We start from the raw sequence: 16,602 nt of genomic DNA, 5'->3' as shown, positions 1-16,602 counted from the left end.
ATGGATAGTGATTGCATCTAGCAAGCTAAACCTGTTGATAAATCAAGCGTGAGGAACGCTTATTTGTCGACAGGTTTTTGACGTTTTTAGGCTGCAATTACACCAAATTTAAATGAAACGAGGAAGCACAAATGACTTTTCCAAAAGATTTTTTATGGGGCGGGGCAACGGCCGCAAATCAATGTGAAGGTGCCTGGGATGTTGACGGAAAGGGTGCGAGTATTCAGGATCACATGCGTTCAGGTGGAAGAAAACAGTATCGAGTGATGACGCCAACAATTGAAGCGGGTAGTTATTATCCAAGTCATGACGGAATTGATTTTTACCATCGTTATAAAGAGGACATCGCATTGTTTGCGGAGATGGGCTTCAAAGTCTTCCGTTTAAGCATTGCCTGGTCACGGATTTTTCCAAAAGGAGATGAGCAGGAGCCAAATGAAGCAGGCTTAGCTTTTTACGACAAGGTCTTTGATGAATGTAAAAAGTATGGGATCGAGCCATTAGTAACGATCAGTCATTTTGAGTTGCCTTATGCGCTAGCTGAAAACTATGGCGGTTTTGCAAATCGTCAGACGATTGATTTTTTTGTGAAGTATGCGACGACGTTGTTTGAACGTTATAAAGACAAGGTCACATATTGGCTAACCTTCAATGAGATCAACTTTGGTACGCTGCCTTTAGGTGGTAGAAATTTATTAGGGATCTTAGACGAAGAAGACAATGAAGAGCGTCGGTTCCAAGCGCTTCATCATATGTTCATTGCGAGTGCCAAGGCGGTTAAAGCCGGACACGAAATCAATCCTGATTTTCAGATCGGCTGTATGCTGGCTTATATGACGATGTATCCGCTGACCTGTAAGCCAGAAGATGCGTTAGCCAATCAAGAGCTCGTAAAAAAATTAAATTGGTTCTGCGGGGATGTTCAGGTTAAGGGCAAGTATCCTTATTATATGAAGAGTTATTTTGCCAAGCACAACATTGCCGTTAAATTTGAAGACGGAGATGAAGAGATTTTAAAAGAAGGAACGGTGGATTACTACACCTTCTCTTATTACATGACCAGCTGCGTGACTGCCAACATTGAAGAAAGTGATGATCGAGTTGGTGGAAATCTTTTTGGCGGTGTGAAAAATAATTATCTGGAGACCAGTGAATGGGGCTGGCAGATTGATCCAGTTGGTTTACGCTTTACCTTGAACGAATTGTATGATCGTTATGAAATTCCATTGATGATCGTGGAGAATGGATTAGGCGCAGTGGACAAAGTGGAGGAAGACGGAGCGATTCATGATGATTATCGGATCGATTATATTCGTCGTCACATTGAAGAAATGAACAAAGCAGTGGAAGACGGTGTCGATTTGATCGGCTATACACCGTGGGGCTGTATTGATTTGGTTTCTGGCGGAACGGGTGAAATGTCAAAACGCTATGGGTTCATTTATGTTGACAAAGATGATGAAGGCAACGGCACCTTTGAGCGTAGCCGGAAGGACAGCTTTAATTGGTATAAAAAAGTGATTGCGACAAATGGAGCAGATTTAACGTAGTTTTTTTATCAAGTTTTAGTTCAATACTGCTGAAAATTTCGTGTTAATTAATAATTTCTGATGGATAGTGATTGTCTATGTGCAAGCTAAACCTGATGATGTGTACGCTTATTTGTCGTGCCGTCATCGGGTTTTCTTTTTTTGGAGAGGGGGAAGAAGTGGGATATTCATTCCATTGGAAACTATTAGTGATAAAAATCAATTAGCCATGTAAGGAGAGAAAAAAGAAATGCGCAAGAATTTCAAAGGGATTTTTAGTTTGTTGGCGATCATTTTATTGATGCTGACTGGCTGTAGTACCAGTGGAGCCAAAACAAGCGATTCAAATGCGAGTACAGATAAAACAGACGAAGTAGTGTTATACGTGACACGTCATGGGAAGACCATGTTCAATACGGTTCATCGGGCGCAGGGCTGGTCGGACACACCTTTAACAGAGGACGGAGTGAAGGTAGCGGAACAATTAGGAAAAGGGTTAAAGGAAAAGAAGATTACCTTCAAATCCGCGTATTCAAGTGATGCTGGTCGTGCTCGTGAGACGGCAAGACTAGCACTTAAGAATAATGGGCAGTCTGATTTGCAAGTGACGGAAAGTAAAAATTTGCGAGAAGTTTGTTTTGGGTCTTATGAAGGCGAACACGATGAGGTGATGTGGGGAGATGCTGGGAAAGAATTAGGCTATGATTCATACGAAGACTTCATGAAAGCTATCAGTTCTGGAGAAGCGACTGTTCCAGAAATGCTAAGCGCATTGAAAGAAATTGATGAGTCTGGCATGTCTGAAGATTGGGATGATGTCAAGCAGCGGATGCAAAAGGAATTAAAAGAGATCGCCGAAGAAACAGCCAATGATGGCGGGGGAAATGTTCTCGTTGTTGCTCATGGAATGTCGATTCTTTCAATGATCTCCGATATGACGGATGAAACGCCAGAAGGTGGACAGTTAGCGAACGCTAGTGTGACGAAGATTTCTTATAAAGATGGGAAATTCAAAGTAAAAGAAGTTGGCAATATGGACTATGTTGAAGCCGGATCAGGCGAAAAATAATCAAAAAGGGAAGTCATCATGACTTCCCTTTTCTCGTCTATCTACACCTTCATTGCCGCTTCATAGGCTTCCCAAATGGCATCCATTACATTGGTCGGTTTCTTGGCATCGCCTATCAAATGAACATTCTCTGCTTGGATTGCTTGATACAATGCATCATCTGGTGTATAGCCGACAGAAACAATAATATCGTCAGCCGGAATTTCATGCGCTTTTGGCATGCCTTGAACACCCAAAGCAAACATGTGCTGTGCTCGATTTGCAACATTTGGATAGTTCTTGATCGTTTCTGTCACATAAGCTGTGCCATCGGCAAATTTGTCGACCACTGAATTTTTCAAAACAGTTACTTGATAATAATCTAGCAGCTCCATCATCATATTGTAGTTGGCTGCTGACAAACCAAAGGCGTTCAAAATGGTTTCGCTGGCTTCGACGATTGTCACTTTCTTTCCTTTTTTAGCCAGATCATAAGCAATTTCGCAACCGGTTAGACCGCCACCAACGACCACTACATTGTCACCTGTGATTTCTTTGTGGCGTAACGCCTCAATAGCGTAAGTCACCTGTTCGCTGTCAAAGCCTGGTGTATCCAATCGTCGTTCATTCGCACCGGTAGCTACAAAGACTTCATCATATTCTCTTGTTTGCTCGGGCGTGATTTCACTATTCAATTGAACACGTACGATCAAATCATCCATCTGTTTCTTGTACCAATCTAACAAATGGCGATCGTCTTCCTTGAAATCAGGGGTCGCTGCCGCCACAAAGACACCGCCTAATTGATTGGTTTTCTCATATAAATCAACGGCATGACCACGAATTGCTGCAACCCGAGCAGCTTCCATTCCACCGATCCCGCCACCAACGACTAGAACCTTTTTCCGTGTTTTCGCAGGAGTCAATGCATAGCTTTTTTCTCGCCCGCAAGCGGGATTGACTGCACAGGAAATATCTTTAAATTGGAAAATTCGTCCTAAACAGCCTTGATGGCAATAAATACATGGGCGCACATCATCTAAGCGGCCTTGAGAGAATTTTTCAGGTGCGTATGGATCGGCCAATAATGGTCGGCCCATTCCCATAATATCCAGCTTTCCATCGGCAATCACTTGATCGGCCAATGCTGGGTCATCAAATCGCCCAGCACAAGCGACCGGAATCGAAACGACTTCCTTGACCTTCATCACGTCTTCTAAATTGCAGGCCTTTGGCATATACATTGGCGGATGAGCCCAAAACCAAGAATCGTAGCTGCCGTTGTCGCAGTTCAGCATATCGTAACCGAATTCTTCTAATTTTTTGGCAACGATGAAGGATTCCTCATAGTCACGTCCTTTTTCTTCAAATTCTTCGCCAGGGATCGCTCCACGATTAAAGTCCTTCACATAACTTTTCACACTGTAACGCATCGAAACAGGGAAATCTTGACCGCAAGCAGCTTTGATGGCTTCAACGATTTCTCGGATGATCCGTAGGCGATTTTCCAAGGAGCCGCCATATTCATCGGTCCGTCGATTAAAAAAGGAGATCGCGAACTGATCCAATAAGTAGCCTTCGTGAACTGCATGGATTTCGACACCATCACCGCCTGCATCCTGGACTAGTTTTGCACCTTTCGCAAAGTTTTCAACGTAGGTTTTGATTTCTTCTTTGGACATGCCGCGATCCGTTTTGGTCGGGTCCCAGACATTTTGAATCGGTGCAGGGGCAGGGCAGATTCCAACTAGGCCGTGATTTGCTCGTCCGGTCAGAGCGGTCAATTGCACAAACACTTTTCCACCGGCTTCATGAACCCCATCCATTAAATATTTCATGTCTTTGACGTAGCCTTCAGGATTACTCAAAATGCAAAAGCCCATATTGTCCACGACCGGCATCAAGCCAGTAATGATCAGTCCGGTGCCGCCCTTGGCTCTTTCGATATAATAATCAGCACCCTCTTTGGTATAAGCGATGGTTTCCATACTTAGCAGGCGTGGGGAAAAGACCCCCATCGGCATCATGGCGATTCGATTGGGAATTTCAACAGGACCAATTTTCAAAGGGGAAAACAAACTTTCAAATTTTGCCGTCATACAACTATTCCTCCTTTTTATCGAGTTATTATTTTGTTGTATACCAATCCACAAAATCAGGTTGTGAAATGCTAAACAACTTGTATAATTTAAGTATAGGATATCTGATCAAGATCACTATGATTTTAGCGCCCGAGGAATATAACTATTACGCGAGGGGAGCGGAAATGCCGATGACAGAAAAAGGAATTCATTGTTCTCAATTTTCCAAGTCACAGGATTATTCGTATGGTCTGTCTCAATTGAACTTTCAATATACGATCAATAGTCCCAACGAAACACTGTCCGTCTCTAGAATCTATCAATTGGATCATTTCGTGTTGACTCATAGTATTATCGATCGCTCGCAGGGTATTTTCACTCGTTGTTCCGAAGCGCAAAAGGATTACTTAGGCTTTCGATTTATCAAAAAGGGCTATGAACGTCATTCAGATGGGGAAAAGACCAGTATTCTAAAAGATTACACCATTGGTATTTTTGATTTGCGGGCAACCAGCCGCTATCAGCGAGAAAAACTGACCGAAGGGATCAATCTTTTTATTCCAAAGGATTGTCAGACGGAAAAGCTTTTCGCTCCTTCCAGCCGTATCATTGATGCGGAAAAGGGGATGGGCAGGGTCTTATTGGATATGATTTTCCAGCTTGCCGAGCAGTTTCCTTTTTGCTCTGAAGAAGAAAATTACCTCTTACTAAGGCATTTCATTCAGCTTTTTTGTGATTGGTTGCCGGAAACAGAGCCCTTTTTAGAGCGGAAAAATTACAATCAGCTTTTAGTTAGTGCCACGGATTTTATGCGCAGAAATTTGCAGGAAGCTGGCTTAACGATCGAGCAAACCGCTGCTTATTGCCAGACCTCTATTCGAACGTTGCAAAAGGTGTTTCAAACCGTGGATTTATGCTTTAGTCATTACTTGAATGATTTACGTTTGACCAACGCAGCCATTCTTTTGTATCAAACTAGTTGGCCCGTTACGACGATTGCCTTTCAATCTGGCTATAATAATTCCGCTTACTTTAGCAAACGCTTCAAACAAAAATACCATCTTTCGCCAATGGCTTATCGGAAGAAAACCCAACTCATGCTAAAAAGAGACGCGACAGAAGCCTATGACTGTCCTTTGTTGACCAAAATATAGTAATCAAAAAGGAATGGCTCTCATTTTAAATCTGAGAGCCATTCCTTTTTTACGTCAATCTACGTTTTTAATAAAACAGTATTCATCATAAGGAACATTCTCACTTTGATGGATCTCGGCCAATTTAAATCCGAAATGCTCATAAATCGGAATGTTCGCCTCGGTCATTGTTTCTAGCACGATATCCATGTTCTTCTCCTGACATTCCTCAAAAATCGGTGTCAGCAGTTTACGCATTACCCCGGTTCCTTTCGCTTCCTCTGCCACAGCAATTTGGGCGATATAATAGCTGTTTTTCGAGTATTTTCTGTGCCAAGGGAGCGCGTGATGGATTTCAGCAACTAGCTTATTTTTTTGTAAAAGCTGTTTCCGATCCTTCTTAGGAAGTTCCTTTAAGACTTTTCTGGTCGGCAAAGAATAGACAAACTGACGAAACAAGGTGAATTTTTTTGCTGGAATGCTACTGATCATGCCTATGATCGGTTCACCATAAACGCGAATCTCGCCATGCTCTAGAAATAGAAGCAATTCAGCTTTGAGAAATTTCTTTAAAATCTCCTCAGACTGCTCCATATGTTCAGTCAAAAAAGTAAAATGCTCCAAATTTGAAAATCGTTGATAGATAAAATCGATTATTTCAGGTAAATCATCCATTGTTGCGCTTCTCATCGAAATCACTCCTTTAATTGCTCCTTGTTCATTTAGTATAGTTAATTTAAACTAAAGATAATCAGGAATTCTACTATAGTGGAATTTAAAAAGGAGGGAATACGAATGGATGGAGAAATCTTTCGCCAATTACGTAAGGATCGGGGATTGAGCCTGCAGGATGTGGCGGATGAAGTAAACAGTGTCTCCTTTATCAGTAAATTTGAAAAAGGGGCCTCGCATATCAGCTTCTATCGACTGGAGCATTTGCTTGAGCGGATTAATGTTTCCTTTGAAGAGTTCCTTTATTTACGTATTCCCGCTGCAGATTCTAACATGTATGATTATCTGTCGGATCAGCCCTTTTTCATGACGGGAAAATTTATCTTCTATTTAAACCAGATTTTCAAATACAATGATGAAGCGAATGAAACACGTAATTTTAAAAAAGCTATTAATCAAATGGAGACGTTGAAGAAAGAACTCTTAGGAGAAACAAGAGATGAGAAATTTCTAAAACTGTTGTGCCAGTTATTAAGGTTAAACTATCAATTAAATGAGCGGGATCAAGAGCAACCTAGAGATATTGATAAATTTTTTGCTACGCTTCAAGAATTATCAGCCCCTGTTGTAAAGTATTTATACAATGTTGAGAACTGGGGCGTTTTTGAGGTATTGCTTTTTCGTTATTTTCAGTTCAGCTTTCCAGTTGAGACGGTTCATCAGTTATTAAGAACGGCCGTTTCGCGGATAGAAAAAGAGGCCGGAGTCCAGTTGATGCAGCGAATGAAATTTGAATTATTGTTCGGTACCTGCACGACATTTATCAATTTTCGCAAGCTTTCTTGGGCGAAAGAAGTATTGGCGGAAACGGAAAAACTGCTTCACAATCAAGGTGACCTGTCCAATAGTACAAAATTACTTTTTTACCAAGGCTGGGTAAAAATTATTTCAGGTGCGGTTGATGAAGGAAAACAAAACTGTCAGCAGGGCATCTCGATTTTTCGTATCTTAAAACAGCCCGCTATGCAGCGGATGTATGAAGAGCTGCTTCAAGGGATCATGATCAATCAGCAGAATCACAAGGATTTTTTTATTTTTTCATAGATTTACAATTTCAATTGAAGTGTACTCAGAAAAAAGGCTAGCTAATAGATGATTAGTTAGTCTTTTTGCTTGTAGCTGAAAAAGTTAGACCAGTCTTTCTGAGCAGTTGAAAAAAATATGAACTGAACTAGAAACGGAATCCTCAAATCTAAAAGAAAAACCTGATTTTCCAGCTAGCTTTCTGAGAAAGGCCTCGAACAGTTCAGTTCTTATTTACTTTCCAAAATAAAGCGAACCGACTCGGCATTGCGGATGTATCCGTTGTCAAATATAGTGAAGATGTAAAGGAAATACGAAAAAAGAGGTGAAAGAAGTGCTGCATGAAAGTATTGACGAATCATTTATTCAGCTTGATGTAGAAGTTGAAGATTTCGAAGAGGCCATTAGAAAAGCCTTTGAACCATTAGTTGAAAAAGCGACAGTCACACAAGGATATGTTGAATCGGTCGTTCAGATCTATCAAAAAACCGGTCCTTACATCGTGATCACAAAAAATATCGCATTGCCCCATGCGCCAGTAGCAGAGGGTGCGAAAAAGCTCGGCTTAGGATTCGTTCGATTGAAGCAACCCGTTATTTCGGGGCATGAAACCAACGATCCCGTTAAATTTCTTTTTCCTCTCAGTGCCAAAGAGAGCAACGAACATGTTGAGCTATTGTCGAAGTTAGCCGAATTGTTAAGTCAACCAGCGTTTATTACATTTTTGGAAAAAGTTTCAACTAAAGAGGAGTTCCTGAATTATTTTAGAGAACACTAAGAACCACTAAGCAACAGTACAAATCGAAAAATAGTTTTCGCGAAACTAATTTTAGACACTGCATCATAAAAAAGGAGAGAATAATTATGTATAAAGCATTAGTAGCCTGTCGAGCTGGAGTGGGTTCTAGCCTGATGTTAAAAATCAAAGTAAATGAGGTCATTAAAGCCAATGATTTTCCAATTGAGGTGGAGCATTCTTCTTTGGATGGAGTCCAAGGGTTTGGCGGACAAATGATTATCACGTTACCGGACGTTGCGGAAGAATTGGCTCAGAAAAATTTGCCCTATAAATTAATCGGGATCGGCAATATCGTCGATAAAAATGAGATCAAATCAAAACTAGAAGCGGTCCTAGCCGAATTAGGGTAAGGAAGGTTATGGGAGGAAAATAGAAAATGGACTTTTTGATCAGTTTTTTAAGTACACCGGCGGTCATGCTAGGGTTAGTGGCATTTATAGGGCTTGTCGCTCAAAAGAAGAGCGGGACAGAGGTGTTAACAGGAACCTTTAAAACGATTATCGGTTTCTTAGTTTTCAGTGCGGGTGGTTCAATCATGACGGCTGCATTGCAAAACTTCAATCAGTTATTCCAAAGCGGGTTTCACATTCAAGGCGTGGTGGCTTCTCCGGAGGCCGCAACGGCTTTAGCGCAAACTGAATATGCGTTTGTTACTAGCTGTACGTTGATTGTTGGGTTCGTCATGAACTTAGTGATTGCTCGGATCACGCCATTCAAAAATATCTTTTTCACCACAGGGCATAGTTTATTTTTCGCGTGTGTACTCTCATTGATTTTAAAGGCACATCATGTAGCTGACATTCCTGCGATCGCTATTGGGGGATTATTATTAGGCTTCTTCTCCGCCGCATTACCAGAATTGTGTCAGCCCTTCATGCGGAAGATTACCGATAGTGATGCAACGGCGATCGGGCACTTTAATATGATCGGTTACGCCTTATCCGGGTATATCGGAAAATTATTCAGTAAACACAAAGAAAAAACAACGGAACATATTAATTTTCCTAAGTGGCTTTCTTTTTTCCGTGATTTTCTAATGGGCGTTTCGGCAGTGATGCTGATCTTATTCTATGTTTCTGCGTTAAAGGCTGGACGTCCTGCGGTTGAAGAACTTGCCGGTTCCCAGCATTGGTTAGTGTTCCCATTTGTACAAGCCTTTACGTTTGCGGCTGGGATGTCGATTTTGATGACAGGTGTTCGGATGTTCTTAGGAGAAATTACGGCTGCCTTCGTTTCAATTTCAGAAAAATTTATCCCAAACTCTCGTCCTGCACTAGACGTGCCAACGGTATTTCCTTTTGCACCGACTGCGGTTATCGTGGGCTTCCTGTCTTCTTATGCAGCGGGTCTGATTGGTGTCTTCATCATGGTGGCACTTAAGTTTCCTGTTGTGATCATTCCTGCAGCGCATATCTGCTTCTTCTCTGGCGGAACAGCGGGTGTTTTCGGAAATTCCACTGGCGGTTGGCGTGGAGCAGTTGTCGGATCGTTTGTTATCGGATTGTTGCTGGCTTTTCTTCCGACGGTCCTTTATCCCTTGTATGGCACATTGGGGATTGAAGGCTCTACGTTCCCGAACATTGATTACAACGTAATGGGCATTTTGTTAGATAAGCTATTGTCATTATTTGGTAGGTAAGACGAACAGACCTAGTGGAAATCTGCTAGGTCTGTTTTAAAAAAAGTGAGGTCAAACTGATGGAAATTACTACAAAAAAATTGGATGCATATATTGAGATCCTTCAACCGGAGATCAATGATTATATCAATCGTTTAGACAAAAGAAAGGTCGTAGAAGCCTGTGGAGTGATTTCGGAAGCCAAGCGCAACCACGGACGTGTTCATATTACAGGAGTTGGCAAACCTAGTCATGTAGCAGAATATATCGCCGCTTTAAATTCTTCTGTTGGAACACCTACTTACTACTTGGATACGACAGAGGCAATTCATGGGTCAGCCGGACAAGTGTTACCAGGAGATGTTGTTATCGCTATCTCAAATAGCGGGCAAACCGAAGAATTAAAGCGAACAGTAGAATCCTTAAAACGGTTAGATGCCAAGATTATTGGTGTTAGCGGCGGTGAAAATTCATGGTTGAAGGAACATTCAACGGTCTTTCTTTTAGCAGGCGTGAACAGAGAAGGAGACGATCTGAATAAACCTCCGAGAATTTCGATTATTGCCGAGATCATCGTCTTGCAATGTCTTTCGATTTTATTGCAGCAGGAGGAGCAATTAGATCTGGATAAATACTATCAGTGGCATCCGGGTGGTGCGTTAGGGGAGTCAATTAAGAATTTAAAGGAAGTAGGCAGCTAATGAAAATTAAAGGAATTATTACTGCAATGGTAACGCCGTTAACGGATGATGGAATTAACGAAGCTGCAACGCGAAAGCTAGTGAGTAAGCTGATCGCAGACGGCGTGCATGGTCTATTTGTTCTTGGAACAAACGGAGAATTCTATGCCTTGAGTGAAGCAGAGAAACTGGAATTGGTTAAAATCGTTGTGGATGAGACAGCCGGACGCGTGCCAGTTTTTGCCGGTTCGGGTGGTATCTCGACCGAAGAAGTCATTAAGCTGACGAATCAATTTGCGGAGCTGGGCGTAGATGCAGTTTCTGTGATTACTCCCTAATTTAATTAAGGTTAGTGATGAAGAGCTGATCCATCATTATCAAACAATTGCCCGAAATACCGAACTGCCAATTATTCTTTATAACATTCCCGCCAATACGAAAATATCCATCAGCGAGTCGGTCTTTAAAGAGCTGATCAGACTCCCGCAGATTATCGGAATCAAAGATAGCAGTGGGCAATTAGAAAATATTCAACTGTATTTAGAGTTGAATCAGCGGGAGGATTTTTCGGTTCTAGTGGGTTCGGATTCGTTGATTTTACCAGCTTTGTAAAAGGGTGTAGATGGTGCTGTCGCAGCGACCTCTAATGTCCTAACAAAAACGGATCTAGGTATTTATCACGCCTTTATTGAAAATAAAAGCGAAGAAGCACAGGTGCTTCAAGAAAGTATTAATGACTTTCGGCGGATTCTGAAGCTGGCGACGGTACCAAGTGTTCTTAAACATAGTCTAGAACTTATAGGAATTCCTGTCGGTGCACCGAAGTCGCCGGTTTGCAGAATTTCTTCCACGTTTGATTCAGAGATCCGCAATACGTTAGCAAAATATCGAGAAATTGAAGGGATGAATGAACTACTATGAAAAGAATAGAAACCTTGTCTCGAATTTGCCAAGAAAAATTAATGGCAATCATTCGAGTGGAAACGATCGAACGGGCACAAGAAATCGTCGACGGCTGTCTTGAAGGCACTATTTCCTGCTTAGAAATCAGTTATACGAATAATAATGCCGGTGAGATTATTGAGCAATTAAAAGAAATTTATCAAGAAAAAATCGTGATTGGTGCAGGAACGGTGCTTGACAGCGAGACGGCACGTCAAGCACTATTAAAGGGAGCAGAATTTATTATCGCACCTAATTTCAACTTAGAGGTAGCAAAAATGTGTAATCGCTATCAAATTCCTTATATGCCAGGCTGCACCTCAATGACCGAAATCGTTGAAGCTCTGGAAGCAGGTGCGGATATGATCAAGGCTTTTCCGACCTCTTCTTTTATTGGTCCGAAAGTTATTTCAACTATTAAAACGCCTATGCCGCAGGTTCCCGTTCTTTCGTCAGGCGGTGTCACAGTGGAAAATGTAGCTGACTGGCTTGAAGCTGGTGTTGATTGTATGGGGATCGGTACATTATTGTCAAAAGGAACAAAAGCAGAAATCGCAGAAAATGCGAAACGGTTGCGTCAAAAAGTTCCCGTAGAATAACATTTATTTTAGACAGGAGGAATAGACGTGTACAATATGGATCAAAGAACACGACAAGTACTGATAAAACTGATCGAAAAACCCGTTCGTTCTCAAAGCAATCTCACGAATCAGCTTCACTTATCACGCGTTCAAATTGAGTACGTCATCAACAAAATCAATGAATCCTTATCTGATGAAGAGCTTCCTCCTGTTTGCTTTGACGGTAACAATTTCCATTTATCAGAAGCAAGTCGACTGTTTTTTGTTGACTTTTTTTCTGGTGAGAATGTCTATCGTTATTACGAGATGGATATCGAGGAGCGAAAAAAATATATTTACCTGATGCTTTTCTATCATTATGAGGAATATTTATCAGTGAATCATTTTTTAGAGGCGCTAAATATTGGTAAGACCACCTTCATCAATGATTTGAAGAAAGTGGAAAAGGAACTGGAAGTTTTTGATATCCAGATTAAATACAATCGTAGAAAAGGGTATTATCTGGCGGGAAATGAATCTGTTTTGCGCTATCATTTGATGAAGCTGGTATTGGAGGATCTACGTTCAGACAACGGCAGCTTTCTTTGGGACTACTTTTTGTTCAATGAAAGCACGATCGAAAAGGAGCAGATGTTCGAACAGATTGCCGCAGAATTGGATCGTTATTCAATCGTTTTAGTAGAAAATCGATTGTTGGAGTTTAGCTATATGCTGATTTTTTTATTGCCGCATCTCTCTAAAGAAGGCTCTGAATTTCATGAGCGGTACAATTTTCAGAAGCTCTACCAAATGAAGGAATATACATTTTCTCAAAGTTTACTTGAAAAATTCTCAATCGATAACGAGTATGCGATTCTCTATATTTGCGGGTGGATGCTGGGAATGGCAATTGGAAATGCCGATGAAGAAGCTCCCGATTCCTCAATCATCAATGAGTTGGTCGAACGAATTTTTGATCGCTTTGAGCGCTTATCGGGGATTCGTTTTAAGGATAAAGTGGCGGTCAAAAAGCAAGTATACAGTCACTTTCGACCGGCATATTACCGTTTGTTTTTTCATTTGCCAATCATTAATCCCTTAAGCGAAAAGATGATCCAGGAGTATCCTGATTTATTCCAAATCGTTAAGGAGACAATGAAGCCGATCGAGAATTTATTTGGAACAATGATTCCTGATGAAGAGATCGCCTTTTTAACCATCCATTTTGCTTCCTTAATCGATAATAATGATGAATATCAGGTGAAGCGAAAGATAGGTGTCATTGTTTGTCCGAATGGTATCGGCAGTTCTGCAATTATTTATAATGAATTAAAAAATCTTTTCCCTGATATGATTTTTATTGGGCCGATTGAAACGAATGAAATCTATCAAAAAAACCAGGATTACGATATGATATTCACCACGGTTCCCAATATGCGACTCTACTCCTTGAAAAAACCTGTTTACACAGTCAATCCTATTATGACGATCGATGAAAAATACAATTTGGTTCAAGAGGTTCAAAGCGGGAACAGAAATTTATCAGGTGATTACCAGTTTGAAGAGCTGTTTTCGATTATGGGTAAGTTTGCGACAATCCATGATGAGGTCGGGCTGCGAAAAGAGCTGGCACGACATTTAAGACAACCTAAGAAGAATTATTTGAAAAACCAACGATCAACAAATGCTGAGAAAGGTGATCTCAGCTTAACCGATATTTTATCTCCAGCATTTATTCAGTTAAATCTTTCAACCAATAGTTGGGAAGAAGCTTTCTATGTAGCCGCCACTCCGCTGATCGAGGCGGAGATCGTCAGTCGCCGTTATATTGACACGATCATCCAGACCACCTACCAGGAAGGACCTTACATGGTCATTTCAGAAAATGTCGCACTCCCTCATGCTCGTCCAGAAGATGGTGCAAAAGATGTCGGATTAGGAATCACCGTACTTAAAACACCAATAAACATTTTAGGTCAAACACCGATGAAATATATTTTTACTTTAGCAGCAGTTGATAGTAAAAAACATTTAACCGCCTTAGCTGAATTAGTGTCCTTGATTGATCGAACTGATTTTTTCCAAATGCTGGATACCGCGACATCACCAGAAGAAGCCTATCAATGGATAGCAGCGTTATTCTAGATGAATAGTCATAGAAAACAGTCGTGCTCGTAGTGAGTACGGCTGTTTTTAAGTGATTAAATAGTTCAGAGCTACAACAAGTAAGCTTCGTTAAGTTTTATACAAGCGCTTTCTTTGCTTTGTGTCCAACATTCTTGCATAATAGACGAAAATTTAAAGGAGTGGACAAGATGGCAACGATGGTGTTTACAAATTTTCCGGTGAAGGATGTACAGGCAGCGACTGAATTTTACGAGAAATTAGGCTTTAAGAAGAACGCAGAGTTTTCCAATGAGCAAACGAGCTCAATGGTATGGGACGAAACATTTTGGATTATGTTGTTGGAATATGATTTCTACAACCTATTCCTAAAGAATAAAAGGATCGCGGATACAAAAAGCGAAAGCGGGGCATTGACAGCCTTTTCTGTTGAAAGTCCTGCTGCGGTGAGAAAAATTGCGGAAGCGGCGAAGGCCAATGGCGGAGATTATTTCTCCGTTGATATGAATGTGCCGGAGGATCAAATGTTTAGTCTGGAAGTCACCGATTTGGACGGCAATCAATTTGAACCAGTTTGGATGAATATGCCTTAATAGCGAAATCACGGAGCGATCCGTGATTTTTTTTGAGCTTATTGAGCGTCCTGATACCTTTTTACTCATTTATTTACTATTCTAAAAGAGAGGAAACAAATGACCGAAGAATTATTATCAAAAAAAGAGGGATTAGTATGCCAACAACGCAAAAAGATTATTTTGAAGAGCTATTTGATCGAGAGACCTTTCTTCAACGGCGAATGATTTTATTATTGAATGAGAAAAATGGTTATTGGGTCACGCGTGAATGGTTAAGTGAAGCTTTAGACTTAAGCAAACGGACCACGCTAAGCATCATAAATAGTCTAGCTGAAAAAGTTGCAGACCTTCATTCAGAGAATTTTTCTTTACAATTATCAAAGGGAAAAGGGGTTCGTCTGACGGTTGCAATAGATGCAGATGTATACAATTTAGTAACAGAGATCGTAAAAGGCTGTTCCACAGTCGTTCTCTTAAAAACGTTGATTCTGGATGAGTTTCAAAGTGTGCGACATTATGCGCTTACGCACTTTACCAGTGAATCGACAGTGAGAAGAGATTTAGCGAAGGTTCGTCGGATGCTAACTCGTTATAAGGTTAAAATTAGCCGTGATACTTTTCAGTTGGAGGGAGAAGAATATCAGATTCGGATGATTATGGTGATTTTCTTCTGGAGTATTTATCGTGGAAGCAGCTGGCCCTTTACCTATATCGATGAGCAGTTGCTTGAAGGCTATGTCGAAGAAATCTTGGATAGTGATTTTACTGTTTATCCAAATATTCCTTATGCCTATAAAAAGCAGCTGGTTTATATTTTTGCGGAAGCGATCATTCGCACGCGTAAAGGCAATATTCTCCAGATGCCTACGGAATTAGAAAAGAAGATTACTTCTAATACACTGTATCCTATTTTTGAAAAACAGCTTTGTATCTCTCAAGGCGTGATCAACACAAAGCAGTCTGAGATTCCTTTCTTTTTCCTTGTTTGGCTCTCCATGTCCAAAACGATTGATGTTTTTAAGGAACCATTAATCAATGCTCTGTATCAGCAGCAGGCGCAACAGAACACTCAAATTTTTTCAGCGACAGATTTGATGGTCAACAGATTTCAAGACGAATTCTTTCCTATTGAAGAAGATGAATTTCTGCGTTTCCGAAATTACATACTAAGCGGTCATTTTTTTGCGCGATATTTTAAAGGCTTCAATACCGATATGACAGGTAATACGTACAAAGCAATTTTCAAAGAACGCTATCCGCGAATGACAGAAAAAATGCGCCGGTTTATTGAAGTGTTACACGAAGAGTCAAATAATCCAATCTTTTTAGAAGCCGATTTTTTAATGATCCCCTATTTGAAAAACGCGTTATATTTAGATGAACCGTGTAAATATGAGGTGCCTATTACGGTCTTAGTAGAAAGTGATATGCCTAGTTTGATGACCAAAAACTATATTGAACAGTTGCAAGGGCACTTTAACTATCTATACAACGTAACATTCACCGATGTCTTTTCAACAGATACGAAAGAGGTGGATGTTTTACTGACTACGGGAACCTTTAAGGATCTAAAAAAAGCCTACCCCAAAGCTCGACTAGTAGTCATCGGCAGACGCTTAGGGCTTAATGATTTGGATCGGTTAACTCAGGTGTTAAAAGAGGTTTCAAAAGAAAAGCAATAAATTTGCTCTTCCAAAAATCGTTCTATGAAAGCTTCGTTTTTGAAAATTTCTGAAAAATTATTCTGTTATAAATAGA

At 40.7% G+C, this 16,602-nt stretch carries 14 protein-coding genes and 1 pseudogene; 13 read left to right on the top strand and 2 right to left on the bottom strand.

Annotated features, from left to right (window positions below; translation table 11 throughout):
- Positions 1-131: 131 nt before the first annotated feature.
- Positions 132-1,550, top strand: coding sequence for a glycoside hydrolase family 1 protein (locus tag KQI58_RS10260; RefSeq protein ID WP_216408882.1), 1,419 nt, complete (start codon positions 132-134; stop codon positions 1,548-1,550).
- 229 nt (positions 1,551-1,779) lie between these two features.
- Entirely contained in the window at positions 1,780-2,598 is an 819-nt protein-coding gene (locus tag KQI58_RS10255; protein WP_216408880.1) for a histidine phosphatase family protein, read from the top strand.
- A 41-nt stretch (positions 2,599-2,639) separates the two neighbouring features.
- Here the strand turns inward: KQI58_RS10255 and KQI58_RS10250 are convergent, their stop codons facing one another.
- Positions 2,640-4,676, bottom strand: a complete 2,037-nt coding sequence (locus tag KQI58_RS10250) for an FAD-dependent oxidoreductase (RefSeq protein ID WP_216408878.1) — start codon at positions 4,674-4,676, stop codon at positions 2,640-2,642.
- Between the two features lie 167 nt (positions 4,677-4,843).
- Here KQI58_RS10250 and KQI58_RS10245 point away from each other — a divergent pair, with 167 nt between their 5' ends.
- Positions 4,844-5,812 carry an AraC family transcriptional regulator gene (locus KQI58_RS10245; RefSeq protein WP_253295883.1) on the top strand — a complete coding sequence of 323 codons (969 nt, stop codon included), beginning with the start codon at positions 4,844-4,846 and terminating at the stop codon, positions 5,810-5,812.
- Between the two features lie 54 nt (positions 5,813-5,866).
- Here KQI58_RS10245 and KQI58_RS10240 read toward each other — a convergent pair whose 3' ends face one another.
- Positions 5,867-6,481 (bottom strand): GNAT family N-acetyltransferase, encoded by a 615-nt coding sequence (locus tag KQI58_RS10240; RefSeq protein ID WP_216408876.1) that lies wholly within the window; start codon positions 6,479-6,481, stop codon positions 5,867-5,869.
- A 105-nt stretch (positions 6,482-6,586) separates the two neighbouring features.
- On the opposite strand from KQI58_RS10240, the gene KQI58_RS10235 reads away from it, so the two are divergent.
- The 10 genes and pseudogenes from KQI58_RS10235 to KQI58_RS10190 all read left to right on the top strand — a co-directional run bounded on the left by KQI58_RS10235 (position 6,587) and on the right by KQI58_RS10190 (position 16,526).
- Positions 6,587-7,567 (top strand): helix-turn-helix domain-containing protein, encoded by a 981-nt coding sequence (locus KQI58_RS10235; protein ID WP_216408874.1) that lies wholly within the window; start codon positions 6,587-6,589, stop codon positions 7,565-7,567.
- A 313-nt stretch (positions 7,568-7,880) separates the two neighbouring features.
- Complete coding sequence (locus KQI58_RS10230) at positions 7,881-8,324, top strand: PTS sugar transporter subunit IIA (RefSeq protein ID WP_216408872.1); 444 nt, start codon at positions 7,881-7,883, stop codon at positions 8,322-8,324.
- Positions 8,325-8,410: 86 nt separating this feature from the next.
- Positions 8,411-8,695 (top strand): PTS sugar transporter subunit IIB, encoded by a 285-nt coding sequence (locus KQI58_RS10225; protein WP_216408870.1) that lies wholly within the window; start codon positions 8,411-8,413, stop codon positions 8,693-8,695.
- 26 nt (positions 8,696-8,721) lie between these two features.
- Positions 8,722-9,984, top strand: coding sequence for a PTS ascorbate transporter subunit IIC (locus KQI58_RS10220; RefSeq protein ID WP_216408868.1), 1,263 nt, complete (start codon positions 8,722-8,724; stop codon positions 9,982-9,984).
- 59 nt (positions 9,985-10,043) lie between these two features.
- Positions 10,044-10,664 (top strand): SIS domain-containing protein, encoded by a 621-nt coding sequence (locus KQI58_RS10215; protein WP_216408866.1) that lies wholly within the window; start codon positions 10,044-10,046, stop codon positions 10,662-10,664.
- A pseudogene (gene dapA, locus KQI58_RS10210) lies at positions 10,664-11,564 on the top strand (4-hydroxy-tetrahydrodipicolinate synthase). Before KQI58_RS10215 ends, dapA begins: the two are co-directional and overlap by 1 nt.
- On the top strand, positions 11,561-12,184 hold the full coding sequence (locus KQI58_RS10205) for a bifunctional 2-keto-4-hydroxyglutarate aldolase/2-keto-3-deoxy-6-phosphogluconate aldolase (protein WP_216408864.1): 624 nt from the start codon (positions 11,561-11,563) through the stop codon (positions 12,182-12,184). Before dapA ends, KQI58_RS10205 begins: the two are co-directional and overlap by 4 nt.
- Before the next feature lie 36 nt (positions 12,185-12,220).
- On the top strand, positions 12,221-14,290 hold the full coding sequence (locus tag KQI58_RS10200) for a BglG family transcription antiterminator (RefSeq protein WP_253295889.1): 2,070 nt from the start codon (positions 12,221-12,223) through the stop codon (positions 14,288-14,290).
- A gap of 170 nt (positions 14,291-14,460) precedes the next feature.
- Positions 14,461-14,862, top strand: coding sequence for a VOC family protein (locus KQI58_RS10195; RefSeq protein ID WP_216408860.1), 402 nt, complete (start codon positions 14,461-14,463; stop codon positions 14,860-14,862).
- Positions 14,863-14,999: 137 nt separating this feature from the next.
- Positions 15,000-16,526: a helix-turn-helix domain-containing protein gene (locus KQI58_RS10190; protein ID WP_216408858.1), complete on the top strand. Its 1,527-nt coding sequence runs from the start codon at positions 15,000-15,002 to the stop codon at positions 16,524-16,526.
- Positions 16,527-16,602: the final 76 nt, after the last annotated feature.

The sequence above is a fragment of the Enterococcus raffinosus genome, from assembly GCF_018917525.1.
Lineage (GTDB): Bacteria > Bacillota > Bacilli > Lactobacillales > Enterococcaceae > Enterococcus_A > Enterococcus_A raffinosus_A.
Note: the sequence above shows the minus strand (reverse complement) of the source record. Positions and strands in the feature narration are given on the sequence as shown.

Excerpts from the sequence above, each read along its gene's own strand:
- KQI58_RS10200 (WP_253295889.1), top strand. The coding sequence starts at position 12,221 with ATGGATCAAAGAACACGACAAGTACTGATAAAACTGATCGAAAAACCC.
- KQI58_RS10245 (WP_253295883.1), top strand. The coding sequence starts at position 4,844 with ATGCCGATGACAGAAAAAGGAATTCATTGTTCTCAATTTTCCAAGTCA.
- KQI58_RS10220 (WP_216408868.1), top strand. The coding sequence starts at position 8,722 with ATGGACTTTTTGATCAGTTTTTTAAGTACACCGGCGGTCATGCTAGGG.
- KQI58_RS10225 (WP_216408870.1), top strand. The coding sequence starts at position 8,411 with ATGTATAAAGCATTAGTAGCCTGTCGAGCTGGAGTGGGTTCTAGCCTG.
- KQI58_RS10240 (WP_216408876.1), bottom strand. The coding sequence starts at position 6,481 with ATGAGAAGCGCAACAATGGATGATTTACCTGAAATAATCGATTTTATC.
- KQI58_RS10190 (WP_216408858.1), top strand. The coding sequence starts at position 15,000 with ATGCCAACAACGCAAAAAGATTATTTTGAAGAGCTATTTGATCGAGAG.
- KQI58_RS10235 (WP_216408874.1), top strand. The coding sequence starts at position 6,587 with ATGGATGGAGAAATCTTTCGCCAATTACGTAAGGATCGGGGATTGAGC.
- KQI58_RS10195 (WP_216408860.1), top strand. The coding sequence starts at position 14,461 with ATGGCAACGATGGTGTTTACAAATTTTCCGGTGAAGGATGTACAGGCA.
- KQI58_RS10255 (WP_216408880.1), top strand. The coding sequence starts at position 1,780 with ATGCGCAAGAATTTCAAAGGGATTTTTAGTTTGTTGGCGATCATTTTA.
- KQI58_RS10215 (WP_216408866.1), top strand. The coding sequence starts at position 10,044 with ATGGAAATTACTACAAAAAAATTGGATGCATATATTGAGATCCTTCAA.
- KQI58_RS10205 (WP_216408864.1), top strand. The coding sequence starts at position 11,561 with ATGAAAAGAATAGAAACCTTGTCTCGAATTTGCCAAGAAAAATTAATG.
- KQI58_RS10250 (WP_216408878.1), bottom strand. The coding sequence starts at position 4,676 with ATGACGGCAAAATTTGAAAGTTTGTTTTCCCCTTTGAAAATTGGTCCT.
- KQI58_RS10260 (WP_216408882.1), top strand. The coding sequence starts at position 132 with ATGACTTTTCCAAAAGATTTTTTATGGGGCGGGGCAACGGCCGCAAAT.